Source organism: Escherichia sp. E2562 (assembly GCF_005781075.1).
GTDB lineage: Bacteria > Pseudomonadota > Gammaproteobacteria > Enterobacterales > Enterobacteriaceae > Escherichia.
In genome coordinates, this window is record NZ_VATM01000019.1 from 1 (window position 1) to 26,368 (window position 26,368).

Below are 26,368 nucleotides of genomic sequence, written 5' to 3' on the forward strand. Positions count from 1 at the left end.
GAACTGCCAGGCATCAAATTTAGCGTGCTGATATGGCTCAGTTGGTAGAGCGCACCCTTGGTAAGGGTGAGGTCCCCAGTTCGACTCTGGGTATCAGCACCACTTTTTAGGTTAAAGTTCGGCAGATTAGAAAAGAATTTGTCTGGCGGCCGTAGCGCGGTGGTCCCACCTGACCCCATGCCGAACTCAGAAGTGAAACGCCGTAGCGCCGATGGTAGTGTGGGGTCTCCCCATGCGAGAGTAGGGAACTGCCAGGCATCAAATAAAACAAAAGGCTCAGTCGAAAGACTGGGCCTTTTGTTTTATCTGTTGCTTGTCGGTGAACGCTCTCCTGAGTAGGACAAATCCGCCGGGAGCGGATTTGAACGTTGCGAAGCAACGGCCCGGAGGGGGGCGGGCAGGAAGCCCGCCATAAACTGCCAGACATCAAATCAAGCGAAAGCCATCCGAAAGGATGGCCTTTTTGCGTTTCGAATCCATGTACAACTTAATGGATAACCTGCGATAAAAATGCCCTCGTACGCTCCGATTTAGGATGCGCAAAAAATTCATCCGGTGCAGCTTGCTCCACGATTTCTCCGCGATCCATAAAAATCACTCGATCAGCGACAGTTCGCGCAAATCCCATTTCATGTGTTACGCACAGCATCGTCATGCCTGACTGAGCCAGCCCAATCATCGTATCCAGCACTTCTTTTACCATCTCCGGATCGAGCGCCGACGTAGGTTCATCAAACAGCATGATCTTTGGTTTCATACAAAGTGAACGTGCTATGGCAACGCGTTGCTGCTGACCACCAGAAATCTGCCCGGGAAACTTCTGTGCATGTTCGGCAATTCTCACCCGCTCAAGGTAATGCATCGCCAGAGCTTCAGCTTCTTTCTTCGGCATCTTACGCACCCAAATCGGCGCCAGGGTACAGTTCTGTAAAACGGTCAAATGTGGGAATAGATTGAAATGCTGAAAGACCATTCCCACTTCCTGCCTGACGCGCTCAATATTGCGAATATCTTCGTTAAGCTCGATGCCATCCACCACGATCCGTCCCTGTTGGTGTTCTTCCAGATGATTAATACAGCGAATGGTTGTCGATTTCCCGGAACCGGAAGGACCACACAAAACAATGCGTTCACCGGTTTGCACAGTCAGATTTATATCTTTTAAGACATGGAATTGCCCATACCATTTATTGACGTTTTCCAGCGTAATCATCGCGTTAGCAGGTTGCAGTAAAATTTGGCTCATAGTGTCCTCAATGCGGTGTACGCCCGGTGTTAAAACGTTTTTCCAGATGTTGGCTATAACGTGACATGCTGAAGCAGAAGATCCAGTAGATCAGTGCGGCGAAAACATACCCTTCCGTCGACATACCTAGCCAGGCGGGATCAACGGTTGCCTGCTGCACACTACTGAAAAGATCGAACAACCCGATGATGATCACCAGACTTGTGTCTTTGAATAGTGCGATGATGGTATTTACCAGCCCAGGAATCACCAGCTTCAGTGCCTGTGGCAGAATAACCAGCCCCTGCGTTTTCCAGTAACCCAACGCCAGCGACTCTGCCGCTTCGTATTGCCCTTTGGGCAATGCCTGCAATCCGCCTCGCACGACTTCCGCAACGTATGCTGACTGAAACAGGATCACGCCGACCAACGCACGAATCAGTTTGTCGATACTGGTGCCTTCCGCCATAAAGAGCGGCAGCATGACCGAAGACATAAACAGTACGGTAATCAGCGGTACGCCACGCCAAAACTCGATAAAAATGACCGATAAGATACGCACAATCGGCATATGGGAGCGGCGGCCTAATGCCAGTAATATCCCCCACGGCAGCGCCCCAGCAATCCCAACAGATGCGATAATCAACGTCAGTGTCAGCCCGCCCCATTGCCGGGTTTCAACCCGCTCCAGACCAAGAGAACCGCCATACATCAGCCACCAGACAATCAGTGGGTAGATAACCGCCCATACCGCAATATAGCGACCGCGATGCGGGAGTATTTTCCAGAACATTGGTGCGATAGAAACAAGGCCAATCAGTAATGCCAGGTTAATTCGCCAGCGCTGGTCGTGCGGGTAAAGCCCATACATAAACTGGCCGAATCGTTCGTGGATGAAGACCCAACAGGCACCGGCTTTTGTGCAGTCGGTACGCGTTGAACCAACCCAGTTTGCCTGTAAAAAAGCCCAGTTCAGCAGCGGTGGAATCAGTTCCCACATCAACCATAAGCAGCCAATAGTCAGCAGGCTATTGCTCCAGCTGGAGAACAGGTTTTTGCGCACCCACACCATAGCGCGGCTTGAGTTATGGCTCGCCGGGCGCGGGGGATGAGACAGCAATACTTTTGTCATCATGACTCCTTAGCGTTCAACGATCTCGATGCGGCGGTTATAGATATTCATCAGCAGCGAGATAGTCAGGCTGATAATCAGATAGACCGACATCGTCATGGCAATCGTCTCGATGGCTTGCCCCGTCTGGTTCAGCACGGTGCCAGCAAACAGCGAAACCATATCGGGATAGCCGATAGCGGCGGCAAGAGAGGAGTTTTTGACGATGTTGAGATACTGGCTGGTTAACGGCGGAATAATCACTCGTAGCGCCTGGGGAATAATGACCTGGCGTAGCGTAACTGGGTTGGGCAATCCCAGCGAGCGGGCAGCTTCATGTTGACCATAAGGCACTGCCTGGATCCCGGCGCGAATAATCTCGGCGATAAATGCAGATGTATAAACTGAAAGCGCCAATGTTAAGGCTGCCAGCTCAGGGATAAGCACCATCCCGCCGCGGAAGTTAAACCCTCGTAGTGCCGGAACATCCCAGTGCAGTGCCGCACCAAAAAGCCATTGCGCCAGTAAAGGTAAACCAGTGAGCAACACAACGGCGCAAGGCCAGGTTCGTCGCAGTTGTCCGGTCTTTATCTGGTGCGTTTTATTAAAACGGAATAGTCCAACAGAAATGGCTATAGCAATAACAACAGTCAGGATAAACGCAATAAATCCATCTCCCAGCTGCGGCGACGGAATATAGAGCCCACGATTGCTCAAAAAGGCGAGATCAAACGCACTCACTGCCTGCCGCGGTCCGGGCAAATTGCGCAACACGGCAAAGTACCAGAAGAAGATTTGCAGTAGCGGGGGAATATTACGGAAGATCTCAATATAAATTGTGGAAAGCTTTCGTAGCAGCCAGTTATCCGAAAGTCGCGCCAGACCGATAAAGAAGCCCAGGACAGATGCGAATACGATACACAATGCTGAAACCAGTAGCGTATTGAGTAAGCCGACAATAAAAACGCGTCCGTAGGTATCGCCCTGCTGGTAATCGATCAAATGCTGGACGATCCCGAAGCCTGCGCCGCGATCCAGAAAGGCAAATCCTGATGTAATGCCGCGATTGTTTAGATTCGTCATGGTGTTGTGAAATAACCAACCAACAATGCCGACGACGGCAACAACGGCGAGGATCTGGAATAACCAGGCGCGAACCGTAGGGTTGGTAAAGGAGAGTGAGCCTTTAACGGTTGAGCGGCGATGGGGCATATAAACCTCGGAAACCATAACGCTGAAGAGAGCGCCGCCGTAGCGACGCCCGTTACCTCACACCGACTTAACGCACGGGCGGCGCGTACTGAATACCGCCGTTATTCCAGAGATTATTTTGCCCACGTTTAATTTTCAGCGGGCTTTCTGAACCTACATTACGCTCAAAAATTTCCGAGTAGTTACCCACCTGTTTGATGATGTTGTAAGCCCATTTATTATCCAGCTTCAGATCCTTGCCGTAATCGCCCTCTTTACCCAGCAGATGCGCCATATCAGGCGTAGCTGGATTAGCCGCTTTTTCATCAACGTTTTGCGAGTTAACGCCCATCTCTTCAGCATTCAGCATGGCGAAAAGCGTCCAGCGCACAATAGAGAACCATTCATCATCGCCACGACGGACGACCGGACCAAGCGGTTCTTTAGAGATAACTTCTGGCAGGACAATCCATTCGGCAGGATTACTTAATTTGATCCGCAGGGCATACAGTTGCGACTGATCCGAGGCCAGCGTATCGCAGCGGCCAGATTCCAGAGCCTTTGCTGATTCGTCTGAGCGATCGAAAGTCACTGGCGTGTACTTCATATTGTTTGCCTTGAAGTAATCGGCGACGTTAAGTTCGGTATCAGTCCCCGCCTGAATACAGACGGTTGCGCCATCCAGTTCTTTCGCGCTTTTTAATCCCGCTTTATCGTGCGTCAGGAAGCCAATGCCGTCGTAATAAGTGACGCCAGTAAATACCATTCCCATTCCTGCGTCGCGGGATGAAGTCCAGGTCGTATTACGGGAGAGCAAATCCACTTCTCCTGACTGTAAAGCGGTGAAGCGTTCTTTTGCTGTGAGTGGGGTATATTTCACTTTCGTGTCGTCGCCAAATACAGCAGCGGCAACACCACGACAAACATCTACATCAATACCTGAAAACTTACCGTCTGCATCGGCATAAGAGAACCCAGGTAATCCGTCACTGATCCCGCATTGCACAAACCCTTTATTCTTTACGGCATCAAGTGTCGCGCCAGCATGCGCCTGATTTGCAACGGCAAGCAGCACGCTGGCGGCAGCCAGTGTGGCTATCATCATCTTTTTCATAATGCTTCCTGTGAGGCGAAAATTATCGTTATAGGACGTTTGGGAAACGTCTTTTACCTGTCTGTGGCCATCCTTTTATAAGCAAAAGTAGTGCCAGTTTTTGCGCACGATTCCGTGTCGCAATAAGCTGAGTGTAGACAGGAAATAATAAAAACATCGCCCCGCAATGGTGCGAAAATGAAACATACGCCACATTTTAGCGCAAAATATTTATTCGCATTTTACTAAGCAGGATAATGATTGTTAGCGTGAGCATGTGTTTTAAATGAGGGGAAAAACTAATGGATGTGTTATTTCGACGGTTCGAAATAAAATGCTAAATTAAAAGGGAATAAGCTAGCCGAATATAGTTGTATTTTATCTTACGGTGAGATTCTGTACCGTTAAACAGAGCGCGGAACTCCGCGCTCTGTTCAGTTATTTCGACAGAGCGATGATCCCCATCGTCAGGCCTGCAACAGCCGCTGCCCCGCCAGCAATAGCCCCGGCAGTTTCCCAGTTATCCTGAGTCGTACCTTTCATACAGGTATTGGTGTGAACCAGACGGCCCTGATCGTCATAAACCGGAACGCAGGGTGAATCGTGAGCGCAGCCCGCCAGCAATGCGGTGAGCAATGCGACAGGAATTAATCTTTTCATGGTGTTACCTCAGTAATAACGCTACCGCTTAATAAGCTAACTTTCTTATTAACGTACTGAATTCCATTTTATCACCGGGAGTTATAATTCTTGCGAGATGAATAATGACAAATTATGTTAATTGTAAAAATAATGAAGGGAGAAAGAATGAATGCACTCAATTCAAAAGTTAGTGAATCATTAACTCATTAATTTTTATAGTTTTAACTGCAAATTAAAAAGGCGTCCGAAGACGCCTTTGTGTTTTAAATTTACCCTTTAAAGCAACGGCGGATCACCACAAAGAACACAGGGACGAAGAAGATTGCCAGTAATGTTGCGGAAATCATGCCGCCCATGACTCCAATCCCTACTGCGTTCTGCGCGCCGCTTCCCGCACCATTACTGATAGCCAGCGGCAATACGCCGAGAATAAAGGCGAGTGATGTCATCAGAATAGGACGAAGACGCATACGTACGGCCATCAGCGTTGCTTCAATAACACCTTTCCCCTCTTTCTCCATCAGGTCTTTGGCGAACTCAACAATCAAAATAGCGTTTTTAGCTGATAAGCCAATTGTCGTTAACAAGCCCACCATAAAATAAACGTCATTTTTTTGATTAAAGAGTGTCGCCGCCAGCAGCACGCCGACAATCCCTAACGGCACGACCAACATAACCGAGACAGGAATTGACCAGCTTTCATAGAGCGCTGCAAGGCACAGGAAAACGACCACGAATGAAATGGCTACCAGAGCAGGGGCCTGGTTGCCTGACAAGCGTTCCTGATACGACATACCCGTCCAGTCATAACCGATTCCGTTAGGTAGTTGTGAGGCGAGGCTTTCCATTAGCGACATCGCATCGCCGGAACTGGTGCCTGGCGCGGCCTCCCCCTGAATCTCCATAGAAGGTAGACCGTTGTAGCGTTCCAGACGCGGAGAACCATATACCCAATGTGAAGTGGTAAAGGTGGAGAATGGCACCATTTCGCCGTTGGCACTGCGGACATAAAGTTTATCGACATCTTCTGGCAGCATACGGAATTTGGCATCCGCCTGAACATATACTTTTTTCACGCGGCCACGGTCGATGAAGTCGTTGACATACGTCCCGCCTAACGCCGTAGAAATGGTCTGATTAATGTCAGAAAGCGAAACGCCTAATGCCTGTGCTTTTTCCTGGTCAACTTCAAGTTTGAACTGCGCAGTATCTTCCAGGCCATTGGGGCGCACACTGACTAAGCTTTCAGGATGTTGCGCCGCCATGCCAAGCAATTGGTTGCGGGCATGGGTTAAGGCATCGTGACCAAGACCCGCCTGATCGATTAACTCAAAGTCGAAACCTGTTGCCGTACCCAGTTCAACAATGGCTGGCATATTGAATGGAATGACAAAACCGTCGCGGATTTTACTCAGTTCCATTTTGGCACGTTGGATTACCGCTTCCGCGCTATTTTCTTCGCCACTGCGCTCTTCCCACGGTTTAAGGCTGACAAAGGCCATCCCGGCGTTTTGCGCCTGACCGCTGAAGCTAAATCCATTGACTGTAAAGACACTTTCAACGTTCGCCTTCTCGTTCTTCAGATAGTAATCCGTCACTTCATCCAGTACTTTTTGTGTCCGCTCTTGCGTCGCGCCAGCGGGCAGTTGGATCATGGTCAGGAAGACATCCTGATCTTCTTCCGGCAAGAAAGAAGAAGGGAGGCGTAAAAACAGCACTACCATTCCGGCGACAATCAGCGCATAGATCAGTAAATATCGCCCTGTGGAACCGAGGATTTTGCCAACGCTATTGGTGTAGTGATTAACGCTATGATCGAAAGTGGTGTTAAACCAGCCGAAGAAACCACCCTTATTTTCGTGATGCTCGGCAGAGACTGGTTTCAGCAATGTTGCACATAACGCGGGGGTGAGAATCAGCGCAACCAGTACTGAAAGCGCCATTGCTGAAACAATAGTGATAGAGAACTGTCGATAAATTGCCCCTGTTGAGCCACCGAAGAATGCCATCGGAATAAACACCGCCGACAGTACCATCGCGATACCTACCAGCGCACCCTGGATTTGCGACATCGATTTTTCCGTCGCTTCTCTGGGGGGGAGTTTATCCTCCATCATTACGCGCTCGACGTTCTCTACAACGACTATCGCATCATCAACAAGAAGCCCGATGGCAAGTACCATCCCGAACATCGTTAGCGTATTGATGGAGTAACCAAAAGCGGCGAGTATGGCAAACGTCCCTAACAACACGACAGGTACAGCAATGGTGGGTATCAATGTCGCCCGCATGTTCTGCAAGAACAGATACATCACCAGGAATACCAGGATAATGGCTTCGAACAGCGTTTTCACCACTTCCTGGATAGAAAGCTGGACGAAAGGCGTGGTGTCATAAGGGTAAAGAACCTTCATTCCCTGTGGGAAGAACGGCTGCAATTCTGCCAGTTTGGCCTTGATGGCTTTTGCGGTATCAAGTGCGTTAGCTCCCGTTGCCAGTTTAATACCGAGGCCAGCCGCGGGTTTGCCGTTGATACGGGCGATAACGTTATAGTTTTCACCACCGAGTTCAATCCGTGCGACATCTTTCAGCCGCACTACCGAACCGTCGCTGTTCACGCGCAGGGTGACTTTGCCGAACTCTTCCGGATCTTTTAACCGTGTCTGGGCAATAATCGACGCGTTTAGCTGCTGTCCTGGTAATGCCGGCGTGCCGCCTAACTGACCGGCCGCAATCTGGTCGTTCTGTACTTTCAACTGGTTAATAACATCAACCGATGTGAGTTTATATTTGTTCAGCAGATCGGCATCGAGCCAGATACGCATAGCGTACTGAGCACCGAACAGTTGTACGTCGCCAACGCCGTTCAGACGGCTAATGGTATCTTTGACGTTAGAGGCGATGTAGTCGGAAATATCGTCTTGCGTGGTACTTGGGTTATCAGAAACAAAACCAGCCACCATCAAAAAGCTGCTACTTGATTTCTCGACACTTATCCCCTGTTGCTGGACTTCCTGCGGCAGCAACGGTGTGGCGAGTTGAAGTTTGTTTTGTACCTGCACTTGCGCGATGTCTGGATCGGTCCCGGACTGGAAGGTGAGAGTAATTGTCACGCTACCGGCTGAATCGCTGGTGGAGGACATATACATCAGATTATCGATGCCGTTCATATTCTGTTCGATAACCTGTGTCACCGTATCCTGCACGGTTTGCGCATCAGCGCCCGGATAGTTTGCCGACACAGAAACAGCGGGCGGGGCAATGGTTGGATACTGGGCGACGGGCAATTGTAGGATCGCCAGTACGCCCGCCATCATCAGAATAATGGCCAGCACCCATGCAAATATTGGTCGTCGAATAAAAAAGTTTGCCATATCAGATTGCCTTACTTCGACGCAGTATCTGCGGGGGTATCGGTAGTGGCTTTAACCTGCTCTCCCGGGCGTGCTTTTTGCAGGCCGCTGACAATGACCTGATCACCCGCTTTTAGTCCTTCGCTAATCAGCCATTTATCGCCAATGGCCTGGCTGGCGACAACAGGACGCGCCTCAACCTGGCTTTTATCATTAACAATCAGCACGGTAGCGTCACCACGCGGCGTGCGGCTAACTCCCTGTTGCGGGATAAGAATGGCGTCAGGTTGTACACCTTCATCAATCCGTGCGCGCACAAACATACCTGGCAGAAGCGTGTGTTGCGGGTTAGGGAAAACCGCGCGCAGGGTAATGGAGCCGGTGCTTTCATCAACGGTTACATCAGAGAATTGCAGCGTGCCTTTTAGGGGATAGGTTTGACCGTTTTCCATGACCAGCTCTACGTTGCTGGTGGCGTTTTCCTTATGCAAACTACCTTGCTCTACGGACTGCTTGAGTCTCATGAAGTCGTTGCTGGATTGGGTCACATCGACATAGATAGGATCGAGTTGCTGGACAGTCGCCAGTTCGGTCGTTTGCCCGTTAGTGACGAGAGCACCTTCGGTCACCGAAGATTTGCCGATACGCCCGCTAATTGGCGCAGTCACTTTGGTATAAGCGAGATTGATGCGGGCGCTTTCGACCGTGGCTTTTGCGGCTATGACGGTAGCATCGGCCTGACGAGCATCAGCAATCGCCTGATCGTACTCCTGCTGGCTGATGTATTTCGTACCCACAAGCGGAACATAACGTTTTACCGTCAAATGCGCGATGGATGCGGCAGCTTCGCTTTTCGCCAGGTCGCCTTTCGCGCTGTCATAACTTGCCTGATAAGTGGCTGGATCGATCTGGTACAGGGACTGGCCAGCTTGCACATCGCTGCCTTCAGTGAAATTACGATTCAGCACTATCCCGCTAACCTGTGGGCGAACCTCGGCAATACGGAAAGCATTAGTACGGCCTGGTAATTCAGTTTTAACTTCTAACGGGGCAGTATTCACAACATGAACGGTAACCTGCGGTTCACCGACGTGAGCTTTCTCTTCTCCCTTATCGTTACAACCCGCAATTAACGCTGCGGAGATCATGATAAAGGAGGGCAGGAGGAAAAACCTGGCATGTTTCGTCATTACTATTCCTCAAAAAACCAAAAGCGCGTTATTAGCCAGAAAAAGGCAACGCGTTAACTCGCAGAAATAAAAATACAGTTCGCTATCCTACAAATTATCGTCCTGCGATGTAAGGAATAGTTATGAATAGTCGCTATTCAAGGCACGTAAACACAAAAATAGATTAATATTCTAATGTTCTCATTTGATGTGAGTTGAAAAGAATGGAAGCATTTTAACGCAAAGTGAAATATACATTTATTAATTAAATATATTATCGTCAAACAATAGACTTTGATTATTTGACGATTGATAGCAGACGGGAATTGGTTTCTCGTATAAATAAAAATTAGGTGATACATTACTTCTCGTTGTTTCCCTTATGTCGAATACATTTATTCCCTGAATGATTAATCATGGCAAAAAGAACCAAAGCTGAAGCCCTGAAGACCAGGCAAGAACTGATTGAAACTGCCATCGCCCAGTTTGCGCAGTATGGCGTAAGCAAGACGACGCTCAATGACATCGCCGACGCCGCCAACGTCACGCGTGGCGCAATCTACTGGCACTTCGAAAACAAGGCTCAACTGTTTAACGAGATGTGGCTGCAACAGCCTTCATTGCGTGAGTTAATCCAGGAACGTTTAACGGAAGGGTTAGAACATGATCCTTTCCTGCAATTGCGTGAAAAACTGATTGTTGGCTTGCAATATATTGCCGAAATTCCCCGCCAGCAGGCGTTACTGCAAATCTTATATCACAAGTGTGAATTTAGTGATGAAATGCTGGCCGAGGCAGTAATACGGGAAAAGATGGGCTTTAATCCACAGATTTTGCGTGAAGTATTACAAGCATGTCAGCAACAGGGGGATATAGCTAAAAGCCTCGACTTAGACGTCGTAATGATTATTATTGATGGCGCCTTCAGCGGTATTGTTCAAAACTGGTTAATGAATATAGCGGGTTACGATCTTTATAAACAAGCACCCGCATTAGTCGATAATGTATTAAGAATGTTTATACCAGATGAAAACATAACGAAATTAATTCATAAAACAAATGAATTAGGTATCGTATAAAGTTACATTCTATTGTGAAAATCCAGTTCGTCACAGTTAACCAGTTTTAGCGGATTAACCGAGTTCATATTGCGACATTTGTCTGTTTCTGTTGCCAGTAGTTCAATCCACTGCATCAGTAAGGTATCAAACAGAAAAACGGAGACAGCGAAAACGACGAGCCACCAATACTTGCGAATCATTACCTGAGCCTGTGCATGTTTAACCAAGTCTGGCAGGAAATATACACGAAATGAATAATCTGAAAACCAGGCTTACACTTCCTTTACTTTGCAATGAGAGTGGGGTCAACTTCGCTGATCCGGCTTCGTTTTGACAGGTTGCCGGTCTTTCTTTTTTTCACTTTCGCCAGCTCTTCCATGGAGTAATGTGACGCGACTTCCAGTCGGCGTAGCCCTATCTTGATGTACTCGCTGTTAATCTCAATACCAATGAATTTTCGCCCGGTCGCGATGGCGACGGCACCGGTGGTGAAGCTACCAGCAAACGGATCGAGAACGACATCGCCAGGGTTAGAAGAGGCGAGAATAATGCGCTTCAGTAAAGCTTCAGGCTTTTGCGTCGGATGGTTTTCATATTCATCCATCAAATAACGTACGCGTGGAAAATCCCAGACGTTACCTGGCACTTTTTGATGATTGTAAGGTTGTGGGGGATTTTTGCGATAGTCGATTAATGCACGCTGTGCTCCGGTTTTGGCTTCTACCAGAATAGCATCGCTGTTAAATGTGTAGTTCTTTGCGTCTTTCACCATCATCAGGATGGGTTCATACATGGAGCCGTAATATTTTTTTGCCTGAACGCCGGAGCTGTCATACGACCAGACGATGCGACTTTTGATGGTAAAAAGCTGGCGGCACTGGAGGTCAATAAAGGGCATGTTTTCCGTGCTGTTCATGATGTACATGCTGCCCTGTTTTTTCAGAACGCGGTGGCACTCTGTAATCACTTCAAATAGCCAGTTAATAAACAGATCTTCTTTCCACGCTTCGATCAGGCCATCGAAATTTTTACCGATGTTATAAGGCGGGTCAGCAAAGATTAGATCGACACTTTCTGCGGGTATCTTTTTAAGTTCAGCTAATGCATCACCGTGGATAATGGTCTTTGTATTGTCGCCAAACCTGGTGGGTTCACATCCTGTTCTCATGGTCACTCCCTTTGCGACACCTATAAAAAAGGCGCTTCCCCATGCCGAGTAGCGCCTTTTAATCAAGCAATTAGCTAACCTGAATTAGTTCATGCCGTACTTTTTCAATTTTTTACGCAGCGTACCACGGTTGATGCCCATCATCAGCGCAGCACGGGTCTGGTTACCACGGGTGTATTGCATCACCATGTCCAACAGGGGCTGTTCTACTTCAGCCAGTACCAGCTCATAGAGGTCATTAACATCCTGACCGTTCAGTTGAGCAAAATAGTTCTTCAGTGCCTGTTTAACCGAGTCACGCAGGGGTTTTTGGGTTACCTGATCCTGAGAGTTAACGGTAGAAACGGTCAGTACGTCAGAATTTACGCGTTGTTCGAACATAGTTCTGTCAGCTCTTTATTTCTGTTTACGCAAAATTTTCGAAGTATGCCTCCAACGCCTCCAGCTGTTCGCTGGCATCCTCAATGGCGTTGAATGTGCGCCGAAACTGGTCATTTGGAGCGTGTTCCTGGAGATACCAGGAAACGTGTTTACGTGCAATTCGGTACCCTTTTGCCGGACCATAAAAGTCATGCAGTTCCCGAACGTGCGCGCAAAGCAAGCGCTTAACCTCTGCCAAAGGCAGCGGGGGCAGCAACTCCCCAGTGTCCAGATAATGCTGGATTTCCCGAAAGATCCAGGGTCTTCCCTGAGCTGCGCGGCCTATCATCAGAGCATCCGCCCCTGTATAGTCGAGCACAGCTCTGGCTTTAAGCGGGTCAGTAATGTCGCCATTCGCGATAACCGGAATGGAAACTTTCTGCTTAACTGCCCGAATACTGTCGTATTCAGCTTCTCCATTGAACAAACAGGCGCGTGTACGGCCATGAATGGTCAGAGCCTGAATGCCACAGTCTTCAGCCAGTTGGGCAATCTCTTCGCAGTTACGGTGTTCCGGCGCCCAGCCTGTGCGAATCTTCAGGGTAACAGGAACGTCCACTGCATTAACGACCTCGGTAAGGATCGATTTAACGACATCCGGGTACTGCAAGAGGGCTGAACCTGCAAGCTTGCGATTCACTTTTTTAGCCGGGCAACCCATATTGATATCAATAATCTGGGCACCGCTTTTCACGTTAATACGTGCTGCATCTGCCATTTCTTTCGGATCGCTACCGGCAATTTGCACGGTGCGAATACCGGGTTCATCAATGTGCACCATCCGTAAACGAGATTTGTCGCTTTCCCAAACCTGAGGGTTAGAAGACATCATCTCGGATACTGTCAATCCGGCTCCCATCTCGTAGCACAACGTCCGAAAAGGTCTGTCTGTAATGCCAGCCATGGGCGCTGCGATCAGGCGATTTCTGAGCTGATATTGTCCGATGCGCATGAGTTAAGAAATGACCATACTGTGACTGCAAGGCGGCGTATATTACGCATTTTTTGCACGAGATGAAAGGCCAAACTTTGACCAATCCTCTGAGATGGATCAAAGAATTGCATTTAAAATGAACTCGGCGGAATAATTAATCATAAAAATCATCACATTAGAAATAAGTGATTAAAATTCGCACTCAAAGAAATTTGAGTAAGTTCTCAATTTTTCTTTATGAATGAAAATTTTGGCACGCAAATTTGCCTAAATAATCAGCAAAATTACGTGCCTTTTGTGACGTTGCTCGCACTTCTCTCTACATCACTATGCCGCATTCTGGCGGTTAATTCTTACGACCAGTAATGCGACACCACTCTTCTTTTTCCACGACCGGGTCCAGAACGAAGCTGTCGGCATAAGCTTCACAAACGCTCTCCGCCTGGCTTGCCAGAATACCGGAAAGGCCCAGCAAGCCGCCTGAAACCGGCAGGACGCTGATTAACGGTGCCAGTTCACGTAACGGGCCTGCGAGGATGTTAGCGACCACCACGTCGGCTTTCATCGCTTCAGGCTGATCTTTGGGTAAGTAGAGTTCCAGACGGTCAGAAACGCCATTACGTTCGGCGTTGTCGCGGCTGGCCTGAATGGCCTGCGGATCGATATCAATACCAATGGCTTTTGCTGCGCCCAGTTTCAGCGCTGCGATTGCCAGAATGCCGGATCCACAGCCAAAATCGATGACCGTTTTACCGGTTAAATCGAGGCTGTCGAGCCATTGCAGGCACAGAGAGGTGGTTGGATGAGTCCCCGTACCAAACGCCAGGCCCGGGTCTAACATCACGTTGACGGCGTTTTCGTCTGGCACATCACGCCAGCTTGGGCAGATCCACAGACGTTCGCCAAAGCGCATTGGGTGGAAATTATCCATCCATTCGCGCTCCCAGTCTTTATCTTCCAGTTGTTCGATTTTGTGCGCGAAGCCTGCGCCGAGCAGCGGATGATCCTCCAGAATCGCCACGACTTCATTCATGTCGGTTTCAGCATCGAACAGACCAATCACATCGGTGTCGCCCCACAGGCGCGTTTCGCCCGGCAGCGGCTCAAACACCGGCGTATCGTGGGTATCCTGAAAAGTAATGGACACGGCACCCGCTTCCATCAGCGCATCGCTAAGATCTTCAGCGTTCGCGCCGGTGGTGTTCAGTTTCAGTTGGATCCAAGGCATGGCAAAACTCTTTATTTATCAGTAGTCAAAACGGTAGCTTGCGAGACGGAAGTACCGAAACGGTTTCCGACCAGGAAAGCCAGCAAACTTAGCAGTAACGAGGGCACGATAGGGTGGAAGCCCAGGTACTGAATATTCAGGGTCGCGAGCACGGCATACAGCACGCCGCCAACGATCATCGCACTTAGCGCACCTTTGGCGTTGGCGCGTTCCCAGTAAAGACCCAGCACCAGCGGCCACAGGAAAACGGCTTCCAGCCCACCGAAGGCCAGCAAATTCAGCCAGATGATCATTTCTGGCGGCTTCCAGGCGGCAAGCAGCAGCAACGCGCCGAGAATCAACGTAATCACCGCCGACATCCGCTTCAGACGCGTCTCGTTTTGCATTTGATCCGGACGGATATTCAGATAGAGATCTTTAATGATCGTAGCGGAACTTTGCAGCAACTGGGCGTTGATCGTCGACATGATCGCGGCCATCGGTGCAGCCAGGAAGATCCCGGCAGCAAACGGTGGCAGCACTTTTACCATTAACGTCGGGATCACCAGATCCGGTACGGTGAGATCGGGGATCACCGCCCGACCTAACGCTCCGGCCAGGTGCATACCGAACATCAGGATTGCGACTACAATCGTCCCGATGATGATCCCCCGATGCACTGCTTTGCTGTCTTTATAAGAGATACAGCGCACCGCAGTATGCGGCAGGCCAATAACGCCAAAGCACACCAGTACCCAGAACGATGTCATAAAGGCAGGTGACAGAATATCGTCAGCACCTTGTGGTGTAACCAGCTGTGGATCGATGGTTTGCAGCGTCTCTACCGCGTTGCTTAAGCCGCCAGCGGCATGTACCACGCCGACCAGCAGCACAATGGTGCCAACCAGCATCACCAGACCTTGCATAGTGTCGTTCAGCACACTGGCGCGAAAGCCGCCAAAGGCGGTATATAACGCAATACTGATACCGAAAATCAGCAGCCCGGTTTCATAAGGAATACCCGCCGCGGTTTCCAGCAGACGCGCACCGCCGATAAACTGCACGGTCATCGCACCAACGAACGCAACCAGCAAACTCAAACTCGCCAGCCACACCAGAAGACGACTCTGGTAGCGGGCAAACAGCATATCGTTCAGCGTCACCGCATTGTAGCGGCGCGCAAGAATCGCGAACTTCTTGCCGAGTATACCGAGCGAAAGCCAGACTGCAGGCAGCTGAATCATCGCCAGCAATACCCAACCCAGGCCGTATTTATAAGCAGCGCCTGGCCCGCCGATAAACGAACTGGCACTGATATAGGTCGCGGTGAGCGTCATCGCCAGCACAATACCGCCCATGGAACGGCTGCCGAGGAAATACTCATTGAGGAAGGTGCCGGTGCTCCGTTTACGCATCGCATAAACAGAGATACCGAACACCACCACCAGATAGGCGACCAGCGGTAGAATCACTTCAAGCTGCATCGTCATCCTCCAACGGGATATCGCGATAGATAAATTTCACCATCGCCCAGCACAGTCCAATAAACAGCAGCGGCGTCAGGATGCAGGCCATCTCAAACCAGCGCGGAAAGCCGGTAAAACCGGGGGCAACGCCAGGTAAGTAAGCAGCTACTAACCATACCGCCAGATACAAAAGGGTCAGCCCCAGCGCCCAGCGCGCCTCTTTATGGGCCTGAACAAAACGAGTGTCCATTTTTTGTCCCTGATGGGTGAAGAAAGCGGGGATTGTACCTTATGGGGGTTGTCGATCCCCAGTAATAAAAAAGGCCGGAAAATCCGGCCTTTTGACGCTTTTGCAGTCTTATTTTTCCTGAAGACCGAGTTTTTTCTCCAGATAGTGGATGTTAGTGCCACCATGCTGGAAGTTCTCGTCGTTCATGATGCGGATCTGCAGATCAACGTTGGTTTTGATACCGTCGATGATCAGCTCCTGCAGCGCATTCTTCATGCGAGCAATCGCCACGTCACGGTTTTCACCGTAGCAAATCAGCTTACCGATCATTGAGTCATAGTACGGCGGCACGGTGTAGCCCGCGTAGATATGAGACTCCCAACGCACGCCAAAACCGCCTGGCGCGTGGAAACGGGTAATTTTGCCCGGGCTTGGCAGGAAGGTGTTCGGATCTTCGGCGTTGATACGGCACTCTACCGCATGGCCGCGAACGTGAACTTCTTCTTGCTTGATAGACAGCGGCTGACCGGCAGCGATACGCAGCTGTTCTTTGATCAGGTCAACGCCAGTGATCATTTCAGTAACCGGGTGTTCTACCTGAATACGGGTGTTCATTTCGATGAAATAGAACTCGCCGTTTTCGAACAGGAACTCGAATGTACCTGCACCGCGATAGCCGATATCAACACACGCTTTAGCACAACGTTCGCCGATGTAGCGACGCAGTTCCGGGGTAATGCCCGGTGCTGGCGCTTCTTCGACCACTTTCTGGTGGCGGCGCTGCATGGAGCAGTCACGTTCCGCCAGATAGATAGCGTTGCCCTGACCGTCAGCCAGCACCTGAATCTCGACGTGGCGAGGATTTTCCAGGTATTTCTCCATGTAAACCATATCGTTGCTGAAAGCAGCTTTCGCTTCCGCACGAGTCATGGAGATAGATTGCGCTAGTTCAGCATCGCCGCGCACTACGCGCATACCACGACCACCGCCGCCGCCGGAGGCTTTGATAATTACCGGATAACCAATGCGTTTAGCAATGGCGCGGTTTTTATCCATATCGTCGCCCAGCGGGCCGTCAGAACCTGGTACGCAAGGAACGCCAGCTTTTTTCATCGCGGCGATTGCGGATACTTTGTCGCCCATCAGGCGAATGGTTTCTGCTTTCGGGCCGATGAAGATAAAGCCGGAGCGTTCAACCTGCTCGGCAAAGTTGGCGTTCTCGGAAAGGAAGCCGTAACCCGGATGGATTGCTACTGCGCCGGTGATTTCAGCGGCGCTGATGATTGCCGGGATGTTCAGATAACTTTTTACTGACGGAGCAGGACCGATACAGACCGTTTCATCTGCCAGTAATACGTGTTTTAGATCGCGATCCGCGCTGGAGTGCACAGCGACAGTCTTGATGCCCAGTTCTTTACAGGCACGAAGAATACGCAATGCAATCTCGCCGCGGTTGGCAATAACAATTTTATCCAGCATGTTCGCCTCGTTACTCGATGACGACCAGCGGCTCGTCAAATTCTACCGGTTGTCCACTTTCGACCAGAATTGCTTTCACAGTACCGGATTTGTCTGCTTCGATCTGGTTCATCATTTTCATGGCTTCAACGATGCACAGGGTATCGCCCACGTTCACTTTCTGACCCACTTCGATGAACGCTTTCGCGTCCGGGCTTGGGGTGCGGTAGAAAGTACCAACCATTGGGGAACGTACGATGTGACCACTGATTTCCGCTGCTGCTGGCGCTTCCATGGAAGGAACGGTCGCCGGAGCGGCTGCGTTAGATTGAGCTGGCTGCTGCATCACTGGTGCAGCGTAAGCTTGTTGCATCATCGGGAAACTTGCGGCAGGTGCTGCACGGCTGATGCGTACTGACTCTTCGCCTTCAGAAATTTCCAGTTCAGAGATGCCTGATTCTTCAACCAGCTCGATCAGTTTTTTAATCTTACGAATATCCATGAGTGGGTTCCGTACTCTTTGTTTAGTGTGATTGTGACAGGCGTTTCACCGCCGTCTGTAAAGCGTATGCCCCGACAGCTGTATGCATAGCGGTAAATTCCAGCAGGCCGGGACGCCGGTCTATTTTGCCCCAGAGTGTCAATGTGAGACTTGACGGACATTGTGCAGCGATCTGCTGCTATCCTCCGGCAAAAAACAAAATATACCTTCGTTGCGCCATTGTCACCTTTTCAGCAGCTTAAAAGCTGCCTTAGGGAGAACGAGGTCGCACATTATAACGATTTCGTAGCAAATGGCAGCTAAATACTGGTCTTATCAGGGAAGATAATCAACAGCTAACATGTAAATAACTTTCAACGTCGCGTAATTTGCAATAAGCCGCACAGTTCACGAAATTAACGCCACCATTGACGGAACTTCTTATAACGTAAGGCTAAAAGCAATAATGCCAGCCCGGCGTAGATGAGCGGCTGCGGTGAGATAACCTTCACTGACCACAGATAATGTATGGGGGCCAGGATCGCGACAAGATAGACGAAGTTATGCAACTGTTGCCAGTGTTTGCCTAGTTTTCGCTGCATCGCTTGTGTAGACGTGAATGCTAAAGCAAGCAAAATTAACCAACTGATAATACCCAGGGTTAAATAAGGTCGGGTGATTAATTCCTGACCGAATAACGCCAGGTTGTTCACGCCAAGTTCCAGCAATGCATAACTGGTTAAGTGCAGCGTCGCCCAGGCGAAACACCATAAACCTAACAGGCGGCGGGTGCGTATCAATAATGGCTGCTTAGCGTAGCGCGCCAGCGGGGTAATTAACAACGTCGCCAATAAAAATTTCAGCGCAGTCCGACCGGTAAAATGCTGAATATCTTTCACCGGGTCGGCACTTAGCCCGCCATGATTGATTGCCCAAACCAGCCAGACAAACGGCAAAAATCCGGCAAGATGCAGGCAAAATTTCAGCCAGGTAACCTGTTTTGCAGTCAAACGCACTTAGAAGTTCTCCCGTAGATCCAGTCCGCGATAAAGTGACGCGACTTCATCGGCGTAGCCGTTAAATAGCAGTGTCGGCTGGCGTTGCACATCCAGGATGCCACCTGAACCGATAAATCGCTCAGTGGCCTGCGACCAGCGAGGGTGATCAACATGCGGATTAACGTTGGCGTAAAAGCCGTATTCGTTGGGGGCCGAAAGATTCCAGGTGGTTGGTGGGCGTTCTCGGGTCAGCTTAATGCTCACTATCGACTTGATGCCTTTAAAGCCATATTTCCATGGCACAATCAGGCGTATCGGCGCGCCATTTTGCGGCGGTAGCGCCTTGCCGTAGACGCCGACGGTCATCAGTGTGAGCGGATGCATTGCTTCGTCGAGACGTAATCCTTCTACATAGGGATATTTCAGACCGCCGCCGATAAACCTGTCCTGCTGGCCGGGCATTTGTTCCGGTGCATAAATTGTTTCGAAAGCGACGTACTTCGCGTTGCTGGTCGGCTCTGCCAGCGCCAGCAGTATATGCAGCGGAAAACCAATCCACGGCACCACCATCGACCACGCTTCCACGCAGCGCATCCGGTAAATCCGCTCTTCTAACGGGAATCGACGGGTTAGCGCATCGTGGTCGAGGGTTAACGGTTTACTGACTTCACCACTGATTTTCAACGTCCACGGATCGGTTTTCAGGCTGCCAGCATTCGCGGCGGGATCTGCTTTATCCAACCCAAATTCATAGAAATTGTTGTAGCCGGAAACTTTATCTTCCGGTGTCAGTGGCAGGTTATTTTGCCAGGCAGCAGGCTTGCTGAACTCCAGGGGTTTTCCGGCAGGCGCGGGCGGGCGATCGTTCCCTTTGAACCAGCCAAGTAAATCCGCGTGGGCGGCATTTGGTATAGAGAGGGCGGCGGCGCTGATGCCTAATGCTTTCAAAACTTGCCGACGTTGCATAAAAAAAGCCGATTCAGCAGTGACATCGGCTTCTGTAAGTTGACGAATTTTTTTCATAACAGACTCCCGGTATGCTCATGATTACTATGGCAGGGAGAATGTCAAAGTGCTGCTAAAATTCGTTAACGATATGTAAATTATTTTATGCTAACGCTTAGTTAATTTTTACCAGCGTACGGCCCTGGATCTGATTGTTAATAATGGCCTCGGCAAATTTTGGTGCGTCAGCCAGTGAAATCTCTTTTGCCGCCTGGGTATAGAATGATTCCGGTAAATTGGCAACCAGACGCTGCCAGGCTTGTGCGCGGCGTGCTGGTGGCGTCATCACCGAATCCACGCCCTGCAGGCGAACGTTACGCAGAATAAATGGCATGACGGTGGTTGGCAGAGTAAAACCACCCGCCAGACCACAGGCCGCCACGCAGCCGCCGTAGTTCATTTGCGCCAGCACTTTAGCCAGCACTTTGTCGCCCACAGTGTCAATCGCCCCGGCCCAAAGCTGTTTTTCCAGTGGACGGGATTCAGCAAATTCATCACGCGGCAGAATTCGGCTGGCACCTAAACTTTTCAGATATTCATGGGTACTTTCGCGACCGGAAACAGCAACCACCTGATAACCTAACTTATGCAACAGCGCCACGGCAGTACTACCAACGCCGCCGCTGGCGCCCGTCACCACAATCTCGCCATCTTCTGGACGAATACCGGCATCTTCCAGTGCCAGCACGCACAGCATGGCGGTAAACCCAGCAGTACCAATAATCATTGCTTTACGCGCGTCCAGACCTTGCGGCATGGCAACCAACCAGTCGCCTTTTACGCGCGCTTGTTCTGCCAGCCCGCCCCAATGATTTTCACCAACACCCCAGCCCGTGAGTAACACTTCTTGACCAGCATGAAAACGAGGATCTTCACTGTCGCGTACGGTTCCGGCGAAGTCGATGCCAGGAATCATCGGAAAATTGCGGATTATTTTTCCTTTACCGGTTATTGCCAGCGCATCTTTATAATTCAGGCTCGACCAGTGGACATCGACCGTCACATCGCCTTCCGGCAGGCGACTTGCGTCCAGAGTCTGTACAGATGCGAGGGTTTTGCCGTCCTGCTGTTCTAAAAGTAACGCCTGCATAAGAAGTCCTCATGTGCATGATGGATTGGAAAATAATTTCTGAAGACTATACTCGCTAATTGAAAAGCAAAGTCGATGAAGCGCAATAAATTGCGAGATAAATCTGATTTGCTAGTATGCCCGCTTCCTCACTATCGGAGTTAACACAAGGATGAGATTAACGACGAAATTTTCGGCCTTTGTCACGCTGCTCACCGGGTTAACGATCTTTGTGACTTTGATGGGCTGCTCGTTAAGTTTCTATAACGCGATTCAGTATAAGTTTAGCCATCGCGTTCAGGCGGTGGCGACGGCGATCGATACGCATCTGGTGTCGTCTGATTTCAGCTCGCTGAGGCCACAAATCAGTGAATTGATGATGTCAGCAGATATCGTTCGCGTGGACCTGTTACACAATAACAAACAGGTTTATACCCTTTCCCGCCAGGGGAGTTACCGCCCTGTTGGCACCAGCGATCTGTTTCGCGAACTGACCGTTCCGTTAGTTAAACATCCAGGAATGTCGCTACATCTGGTTTATCAGGACCCGATGGGAAACTATTTTCACTCGCTGATGACCACCGCGCCGCTCACTGGGGCAATTGGTTTTATCATTATTATGCTCTTCCTTGCAGTACGCTGGTTGCAGCGGCAACTTGCCGGGCAAGAACTACTGGAAACTCGCTCGGCGCGTATCTTAAACGGGGAGCGTGGGCCGAATGTGCTTGGCTCCATCTATGAATGGCCGCCAGGAACCAGCAGTGCGCTGGATATGCTGCTTTCAGAAATTCAGAATGCGCGTGAACAGCACAGCCGTCTTGATACGCTGATTCGCTCTTACGCCGCGCAGGACATCAAAACCGGCCTCAATAACCGTCTCTTTTTCGACAACCAGTTGGCTACATTGCTGGAAGATCAAGAGAAGGTAGGGACTCACGGGATCGTGATGATGATCCGTCTACCTGATTTCAATATGTTGAGCGACACGTGGGGACACAGCCAGGCCGAAGAACAATTCTTCACTCTGACGAATCTGCTGTCGACATTTATGATGCGCTATCCAGGTGCACTGCTGGCGCGCTATCACCGTAGCGATTTTGCCGCGCTGTTGCCGCATCGGACTTTAAAAGAGGCGGAGAGCATTGCCGGGCAGTTGATCAAAGCGGTTGATACCTTACCGAGCAATAAAATGCTCGATCGTGAAGATATGATTCATATCGGCATCTGTGCCTGGCGTAGCGGCCAGGAAACAGAACAAGTGATGGACCATGCCGAATCCGCCACGCGTAATGCGGGATTACAGGGGGGTAATAGCTGGGCGATTTACGATGACTCATTACCAGAAAAAGGGCGCGGCAACGTTCGTTGGCGTACGCTAATCGAACAAATGTTAAGTCGTGGCGGTCCCAGGCTTTATCAAAAACCTGCGGTCACCCGGGAAGGGCAGGTTCATCATCGCGAAATTATGTGTCGCATCTTTGATGGTAATGAAGAGGTAAGCTCGGCGGAATATATGCCGATGGTGTTGCAGTTTGGTTTATCGGAAGAGTATGACCGCCTGCAAATCAGTCGTCTCATCCCGCTGTTACGCTATTGGCCGCAAGAAAATCTGGCGATTCAGGTGACCGTTGAGTCGTTGATCCGGCCGCGTTTCCAGCGTTGGCTGCGCGATACGTTGATGCAGTGTGAAAAATCACAACGAAAACGCATAATTATTGAACTTGCAGAGGCTGATGTTGGTCAACATATCGGTCGCTTGCAACCTGTCATTCGTTTGGTGAATGCTTTAGGGGTTCGAGTTGCCGTTAACCAGGCTGGATTGACGCTGGTAAGTACCAGTTGGATCAAAGAACTGAATGTCGAATTACTCAAGCTTCATCCGGGGCTGGTAAGAAATATTGAGAAGCGAACGGAAAACCAATTGTTGGTTCAGAGCATGGTAGAAGCCTGTTCCGGGACCAATACCCAGGTTTACGCGACTGGCGTACGTTCGCGAAGCGAGTGGCAGACCCTGATTCAGCGCGGGGTTTTGGGTGGCCAGGGGGATTTTTTCGCGTCCTCACAGCCACTTGATACTAACGTGAAAAAATATTCACAAAGATACTCGGTTTAACCTGCCGTTTGATCCGTTTTCACGTAGAATAACGCGCGCTGCGTTTCGTGGGAGTGTGCTTATCTGCTCGCCAGATTGTTGCAGCACATATGCAGATGAATGACCTTACGCAGTTGCAAACAGGCGAGGAATGCTGTTGACGCATTTAGCCTAATCTGGACTCAGGCAGAGATTTGTAACAAAGGAAACGAACTGCACTAATTTTCACCGTAGCAGATGATTTTTGCGCCTTGTCGCTGCTGCGTGTGGTTGGTAAAGTAAGCGGATTTTCTTTTCCGCCCCAGCTTTCAGGATTATCCCTTAGTATGTTGAAAAAATTTCGTGGCATGTTTTCCAATGACTTGTCCATTGACTTGGGTACTGCGAATACCCTCATTTATGTAAAAGGACAAGGCATCGTATTGAATGAGCCTTCCGTGGTGGCCATTCGTCAGGATCGTGCCGGTTCACCAAAAAGCGTGGCTGCAGTAGGTCATGACGCGAAGCAGATGCTGGGCCGTACGCCGGGCAATATTGCTGCTATTCGCCCAATGAAAGATGGCGTAATCGCTGACTTCTTCGTGACTGAAAAAATGCTCCAGCACTTCATTAAGCAAGTGCACAGCAACAGCTTTATGCGCCCAAGCCCGCGCGTTCTGGTCTGTGTGCCGGTTGGCGCAACCCAGGTTGAACGCCGCGCAATTCGTGAATCCGCGCAGGGCGCTGGCGCCCGTGAAGTGTTCCTGATTGAAGAGCCGATGGCCGCGGCAATTGGCGCCGGTCTGCCGGTTTCTGAAGCGACCGGTTCCATGGTGGTTGATATCGGCGGTGGTACTACTGAAGTTGCCGTAATCTCGCTGAATGGCGTGGTTTACTCCTCTTCTGTACGCATCGGCGGTGACCGCTTCGACGAAGCCATTATCAACTATGTTCGTCGTAACTACGGTTCCTTGATCGGTGAAGCGACAGCAGAGCGTATTAAACACGAAATCGGTTCGGCTTATCCGGGCGATGAAGTGCGTGAAATTGAAGTTCGTGGTCGTAACCTGGCTGAAGGTGTTCCACGCGGCTTTACGCTGAACTCCAACGAAATCCTCGAAGCGCTACAAGAGCCGCTGACCGGCATCGTTAGCGCAGTGATGGTTGCGCTGGAACAGTGTCCGCCGGAACTGGCTTCCGACATCTCTGAGCGCGGAATGGTGCTCACTGGCGGTGGCGCATTGCTGCGTAACCTTGACCGTTTATTAATGGAAGAAACCGGCATTCCAGTCGTTGTTGCTGAAGATCCGCTGACCTGTGTGGCGCGCGGTGGCGGCAAGGCGCTGGAAATGATCGACATGCACGGCGGCGACCTGTTCAGCGAAGAGTAATCGGATGCAGGCAGGGGAAGCGTTTGTTTATCCTGCCTGGTCTGATACGAGAATACGCATAACTTATGAAGCCAATTTTTAGCCGTGGCCCGTCGCTACAGATTCGCCTTATTCTGGCGGTGCTGGTGGCGCTCGGCATTATTATTGCCGACAGCCGCCTGGGGACTTTCAGTCAAATCCGTACCTATATGGATACCGCTGTCAGTCCTTTCTACTTTATTTCCAATGCTCCTCGTGAATTGCTGGATGGCGTATCGCAGACGCTGGCCTCGCGTGATCAACTAGAACTTGAAAACCGGGCGTTACGTCAGGAGTTGCTGCTGAAAAACAGCGATCTGCTGATGTTGGGACAATATAAACAGGAGAACGCGCGCTTGCGTGAGCTTCTGGGTTCTCCGCTGCGTCAGGACGAACAGAAGATGGTGACCCAGGTTATCTCTACTGTTAACGATCCGTACAGCGATCAGGTTGTTATTGACAAAGGCAGTGTCAACGGTGTTTACGAAGGCCAGCCAGTCATTAGCGATAAAGGTGTGGTCGGCCAGGTGGTGGCGGTCGCAAAACTGACCAGCCGCGTACTGCTGATCTGCGACGCGACCCATGCGCTGCCGATTCAGGTGCTGCGTAATGATATCCGCGTTATCGCGGCGGGTAATGGCTGTACTGATGATTTACAGCTTGAGCACCTGCCGGCGAATACTGATATTCGTGTTGGTGATGTATTGGTGACTTCAGGTCTGGGCGGTCGTTTCCCGGAAGGTTATCCGGTGGCGGTTGTCTCTTCCGTGAAACTCGATACCCAGCGCGCATATACCGTGATTCAGGCGCGTCCGACTGCGGGACTGCAACGTTTACGTTATCTGCTTCTGTTGTGGGGGGCGGATCGTAACGGGGCCAACCCGATGACGCCGGAAGAGGTGCATCGCGTTGCTAATGAACGCCTGATGCAAATGATGCCGCAGGTGTTGCCTTCGCCAGATGCAATGGGGCCAAAACTGCCTGAACCGGCATCGGGAATTACCCAGCCAAGCCCGCAGCAACCTGCAACAGGTACTGCCGCTGACCGCTCTCCACAAAGGGCTACGCCGCCGCAGAGTGGTACTCAACCACCTGCGCGTACGCCAGGAGGGCAATAGTGGCGAGCTATCGTAGCCAGGGGCGCTGGGTTATCTGGCTCTCTTTCCTCATTGCGTTATTACTGCAAATTATGCCCTGGCCGGATAATCTTATCGTTTTCCGGCCTAACTGGGTTTTGCTCATCTTATTGTATTGGAGCCTCGCCTTGCCCCATCGCGTAAATGTGGGCACAGGTTTTGTGATGGGTGCCATACTGGATCTGATCAGTGGCTCCACGCTCGGTGTACGGGCGTTATCGATGAGTATCATTGCTTATCTGGTCGCGCTGAAATTCCAGCTTTTCCGTAATCTGGCATTGTGGCAGCAGGCGCTGGTTGTCATGTTGCTTTCGTTGGTTGTGGATATTATTGTTTTCTGGGCAGAGTTTTTAGTGATCAACGTCTCTTTCAGACCGGAAGTGTTCTGGAGTAGTGTAGTCAATGGTGTGCTCTGGCCGTGGATTTTCATGCTGATGCGCAAAATTCGTCAGCAGTTTGCAGTGCAATAAAG

The 26,368-nt window shown here is 50.4% G+C and carries 24 protein-coding genes, 1 tRNA gene and 1 rRNA gene; 7 read left to right on the plus strand and 19 right to left on the minus strand.

The features are described 5' to 3' along the window. Positions 1-26: 26 nt before the first annotated feature. Together FEK43_RS19415 and rrf are read left to right on the plus strand one after the other, a co-directional pair. Positions 27-102: transfer RNA gene (locus FEK43_RS19415), tRNA-Thr, on the plus strand. Between the two features lie 39 nt (positions 103-141). Next, a 5S ribosomal RNA gene (gene rrf / locus FEK43_RS19420) occupies positions 142-257 on the plus strand. A gap of 230 nt (positions 258-487) precedes the next feature. On the opposite strand, the gene FEK43_RS19425 is transcribed toward rrf, so the two are convergent. From FEK43_RS19425 to acrE, 7 genes are all read right to left on the minus strand, one after another. Continuing rightward, positions 488-1,246: an amino acid ABC transporter ATP-binding protein gene (locus tag FEK43_RS19425; RefSeq protein ID WP_130219134.1), complete on the minus strand. Its 759-nt coding sequence runs from the start codon at positions 1,244-1,246 to the stop codon at positions 488-490. 7 nt (positions 1,247-1,253) lie between these two features. Continuing rightward, on the minus strand, positions 1,254-2,357 hold the full coding sequence (locus FEK43_RS19430) for an amino acid ABC transporter permease (protein ID WP_135408007.1): 1,104 nt from the start codon (positions 2,355-2,357) through the stop codon (positions 1,254-1,256). Positions 2,358-2,366: 9 nt separating this feature from the next. Next, positions 2,367-3,548, minus strand: a complete 1,182-nt coding sequence (locus tag FEK43_RS19435; protein ID WP_131160890.1) for an amino acid ABC transporter permease — start codon at positions 3,546-3,548, stop codon at positions 2,367-2,369. Between the two features lie 67 nt (positions 3,549-3,615). Next, on the minus strand, positions 3,616-4,641 hold the full coding sequence (locus tag FEK43_RS19440; RefSeq protein ID WP_130204494.1) for an amino acid ABC transporter substrate-binding protein: 1,026 nt from the start codon (positions 4,639-4,641) through the stop codon (positions 3,616-3,618). Between the two features lie 417 nt (positions 4,642-5,058). Then, complete coding sequence (locus tag FEK43_RS19445) at positions 5,059-5,280, minus strand: membrane protein (protein ID WP_000825639.1); 222 nt, start codon at positions 5,278-5,280, stop codon at positions 5,059-5,061. Between the two features lie 251 nt (positions 5,281-5,531). Next, a complete protein-coding gene (acrF, locus tag FEK43_RS19450; RefSeq protein ID WP_135408004.1) occupies positions 5,532-8,636 on the minus strand; it encodes a multidrug efflux RND transporter permease subunit AcrF in 3,105 nt (1,034 codons plus the stop codon). A gap of 11 nt (positions 8,637-8,647) precedes the next feature. Beyond that, positions 8,648-9,805, minus strand: coding sequence for a multidrug efflux RND transporter periplasmic adaptor subunit AcrE (gene acrE, locus FEK43_RS19455; protein ID WP_130204498.1), 1,158 nt, complete (start codon positions 9,803-9,805; stop codon positions 8,648-8,650). Between the two features lie 395 nt (positions 9,806-10,200). Between acrE and envR the strand changes: the two genes are divergently transcribed. Then, positions 10,201-10,863, plus strand: coding sequence for an acrEF/envCD operon transcriptional regulator (envR, locus tag FEK43_RS19460; RefSeq protein WP_135408002.1), 663 nt, complete (start codon positions 10,201-10,203; stop codon positions 10,861-10,863). Positions 10,864-10,865: 2 nt separating this feature from the next. Here the strand turns inward: envR and FEK43_RS19465 are convergent, their stop codons facing one another. From FEK43_RS19465 to FEK43_RS19520, 12 genes are all read right to left on the minus strand, one after another. Further along, entirely contained in the window at positions 10,866-11,045 is a 180-nt protein-coding gene (locus tag FEK43_RS19465; protein WP_010345321.1) for a DUF2556 family protein, read from the minus strand. 83 nt (positions 11,046-11,128) lie between these two features. Then, positions 11,129-12,013, minus strand: coding sequence for an adenine-specific DNA-methyltransferase (yhdJ, locus tag FEK43_RS19470; RefSeq protein ID WP_130260192.1), 885 nt, complete (start codon positions 12,011-12,013; stop codon positions 11,129-11,131). Between the two features lie 84 nt (positions 12,014-12,097). Next, a complete protein-coding gene (gene fis / locus FEK43_RS19475; RefSeq protein WP_000462905.1) occupies positions 12,098-12,394 on the minus strand; it encodes a DNA-binding transcriptional regulator Fis in 297 nt (98 codons plus the stop codon). Between the two features lie 25 nt (positions 12,395-12,419). Further along, entirely contained in the window at positions 12,420-13,385 is a 966-nt protein-coding gene (gene dusB / locus FEK43_RS19480; RefSeq protein ID WP_096915168.1) for a tRNA dihydrouridine synthase DusB, read from the minus strand. A 328-nt stretch (positions 13,386-13,713) separates the two neighbouring features. Next, positions 13,714-14,595 carry a 50S ribosomal protein L11 methyltransferase gene (prmA, locus tag FEK43_RS19485; RefSeq protein WP_130260191.1) on the minus strand — a complete coding sequence of 294 codons (882 nt, stop codon included), beginning with the start codon at positions 14,593-14,595 and terminating at the stop codon, positions 13,714-13,716. Between the two features lie 11 nt (positions 14,596-14,606). Continuing rightward, the gene (gene panF / locus FEK43_RS19490; protein ID WP_130204506.1) at positions 14,607-16,058 is read right to left on the minus strand and encodes a sodium/pantothenate symporter; all 1,452 of its coding nucleotides are present in this window, start codon (positions 16,056-16,058) and stop codon (positions 14,607-14,609) included. Further along, the gene (locus FEK43_RS19495; RefSeq protein ID WP_000381170.1) at positions 16,048-16,290 is read right to left on the minus strand and encodes a YhdT family protein; all 243 of its coding nucleotides are present in this window, start codon (positions 16,288-16,290) and stop codon (positions 16,048-16,050) included. The genes panF and FEK43_RS19495 overlap by 11 nt, the downstream gene beginning before the upstream one ends. 108 nt (positions 16,291-16,398) lie before the next feature. Beyond that, positions 16,399-17,748: an acetyl-CoA carboxylase biotin carboxylase subunit gene (gene accC, locus FEK43_RS19500; protein WP_000884639.1), complete on the minus strand. Its 1,350-nt coding sequence runs from the start codon at positions 17,746-17,748 to the stop codon at positions 16,399-16,401. A 10-nt stretch (positions 17,749-17,758) separates the two neighbouring features. Continuing rightward, entirely contained in the window at positions 17,759-18,229 is a 471-nt protein-coding gene (accB, locus tag FEK43_RS19505; RefSeq protein WP_130260190.1) for an acetyl-CoA carboxylase biotin carboxyl carrier protein, read from the minus strand. Between the two features lie 395 nt (positions 18,230-18,624). Beyond that, complete coding sequence (msrQ, locus tag FEK43_RS19510) at positions 18,625-19,224, minus strand: protein-methionine-sulfoxide reductase heme-binding subunit MsrQ (RefSeq protein ID WP_130204508.1); 600 nt, start codon at positions 19,222-19,224, stop codon at positions 18,625-18,627. Further along, positions 19,225-20,229, minus strand: coding sequence for a protein-methionine-sulfoxide reductase catalytic subunit MsrP (gene msrP / locus FEK43_RS19515; RefSeq protein WP_138158694.1), 1,005 nt, complete (start codon positions 20,227-20,229; stop codon positions 19,225-19,227). A 97-nt stretch (positions 20,230-20,326) separates the two neighbouring features. Continuing rightward, the gene (locus FEK43_RS19520) at positions 20,327-21,301 is read right to left on the minus strand and encodes an MDR family oxidoreductase (RefSeq protein WP_135407998.1); all 975 of its coding nucleotides are present in this window, start codon (positions 21,299-21,301) and stop codon (positions 20,327-20,329) included. Positions 21,302-21,452: 151 nt separating this feature from the next. Between FEK43_RS19520 and csrD the strand changes: the two genes are divergently transcribed. The 4 genes from csrD (at position 21,453) to mreD (ending at position 26,366) form a co-directional block, all read left to right on the plus strand. Next, positions 21,453-23,393, plus strand: coding sequence for an RNase E specificity factor CsrD (gene csrD, locus FEK43_RS19525; RefSeq protein ID WP_130260186.1), 1,941 nt, complete (start codon positions 21,453-21,455; stop codon positions 23,391-23,393). 305 nt (positions 23,394-23,698) lie between these two features. Beyond that, positions 23,699-24,742, plus strand: a complete 1,044-nt coding sequence (gene mreB / locus FEK43_RS19530) for a rod shape-determining protein MreB (RefSeq protein ID WP_000913396.1) — start codon at positions 23,699-23,701, stop codon at positions 24,740-24,742. Positions 24,743-24,807: 65 nt separating this feature from the next. Beyond that, positions 24,808-25,878 (plus strand): rod shape-determining protein MreC, encoded by a 1,071-nt coding sequence (gene mreC, locus FEK43_RS19535; RefSeq protein WP_135407996.1) that lies wholly within the window; start codon positions 24,808-24,810, stop codon positions 25,876-25,878. Next, complete coding sequence (gene mreD, locus FEK43_RS19540) at positions 25,878-26,366, plus strand: rod shape-determining protein MreD (RefSeq protein WP_130204518.1); 489 nt, start codon at positions 25,878-25,880, stop codon at positions 26,364-26,366. Before mreC ends, mreD begins: the two co-directional genes overlap by 1 nt. Positions 26,367-26,368 lie beyond the last annotated feature (2 nt).

Excerpts from the sequence above, each read along its gene's own strand:
- FEK43_RS19425 (WP_130219134.1), bottom strand. The coding sequence starts at position 1,246 with ATGAGCCAAATTTTACTGCAACCTGCTAACGCGATGATTACGCTGGAA.
- FEK43_RS19430 (WP_135408007.1), bottom strand. The coding sequence starts at position 2,357 with ATGACAAAAGTATTGCTGTCTCATCCCCCGCGCCCGGCGAGCCATAAC.
- FEK43_RS19435 (WP_131160890.1), bottom strand. The coding sequence starts at position 3,548 with ATGCCCCATCGCCGCTCAACCGTTAAAGGCTCACTCTCCTTTACCAAC.
- FEK43_RS19440 (WP_130204494.1), bottom strand. The coding sequence starts at position 4,641 with ATGAAAAAGATGATGATAGCCACACTGGCTGCCGCCAGCGTGCTGCTT.
- FEK43_RS19445 (WP_000825639.1), bottom strand. The coding sequence starts at position 5,280 with ATGAAAAGATTAATTCCTGTCGCATTGCTCACCGCATTGCTGGCGGGC.
- acrF (WP_135408004.1), bottom strand. The coding sequence starts at position 8,636 with ATGGCAAACTTTTTTATTCGACGACCAATATTTGCATGGGTGCTGGCC.
- acrE (WP_130204498.1), bottom strand. The coding sequence starts at position 9,805 with ATGACGAAACATGCCAGGTTTTTCCTCCTGCCCTCCTTTATCATGATC.
- envR (WP_135408002.1), top strand. The coding sequence starts at position 10,201 with ATGGCAAAAAGAACCAAAGCTGAAGCCCTGAAGACCAGGCAAGAACTG.
- FEK43_RS19465 (WP_010345321.1), bottom strand. The coding sequence starts at position 11,045 with ATGATTCGCAAGTATTGGTGGCTCGTCGTTTTCGCTGTCTCCGTTTTT.
- yhdJ (WP_130260192.1), bottom strand. The coding sequence starts at position 12,013 with ATGAGAACAGGATGTGAACCCACCAGGTTTGGCGACAATACAAAGACC.
- fis (WP_000462905.1), bottom strand. The coding sequence starts at position 12,394 with ATGTTCGAACAACGCGTAAATTCTGACGTACTGACCGTTTCTACCGTT.
- dusB (WP_096915168.1), bottom strand. The coding sequence starts at position 13,385 with ATGCGCATCGGACAATATCAGCTCAGAAATCGCCTGATCGCAGCGCCC.
- prmA (WP_130260191.1), bottom strand. The coding sequence starts at position 14,595 with ATGCCTTGGATCCAACTGAAACTGAACACCACCGGCGCGAACGCTGAA.
- panF (WP_130204506.1), bottom strand. The coding sequence starts at position 16,058 with ATGCAGCTTGAAGTGATTCTACCGCTGGTCGCCTATCTGGTGGTGGTG.
- FEK43_RS19495 (WP_000381170.1), bottom strand. The coding sequence starts at position 16,290 with ATGGACACTCGTTTTGTTCAGGCCCATAAAGAGGCGCGCTGGGCGCTG.
- accC (WP_000884639.1), bottom strand. The coding sequence starts at position 17,748 with ATGCTGGATAAAATTGTTATTGCCAACCGCGGCGAGATTGCATTGCGT.
- accB (WP_130260190.1), bottom strand. The coding sequence starts at position 18,229 with ATGGATATTCGTAAGATTAAAAAACTGATCGAGCTGGTTGAAGAATCA.
- msrP (WP_138158694.1), bottom strand. The coding sequence starts at position 20,229 with ATGAAAAAAATTCGTCAACTTACAGAAGCCGATGTCACTGCTGAATCG.
- FEK43_RS19520 (WP_135407998.1), bottom strand. The coding sequence starts at position 21,301 with ATGCAGGCGTTACTTTTAGAACAGCAGGACGGCAAAACCCTCGCATCT.
- csrD (WP_130260186.1), top strand. The coding sequence starts at position 21,453 with ATGAGATTAACGACGAAATTTTCGGCCTTTGTCACGCTGCTCACCGGG.
- mreB (WP_000913396.1), top strand. The coding sequence starts at position 23,699 with ATGTTGAAAAAATTTCGTGGCATGTTTTCCAATGACTTGTCCATTGAC.
- mreC (WP_135407996.1), top strand. The coding sequence starts at position 24,808 with ATGAAGCCAATTTTTAGCCGTGGCCCGTCGCTACAGATTCGCCTTATT.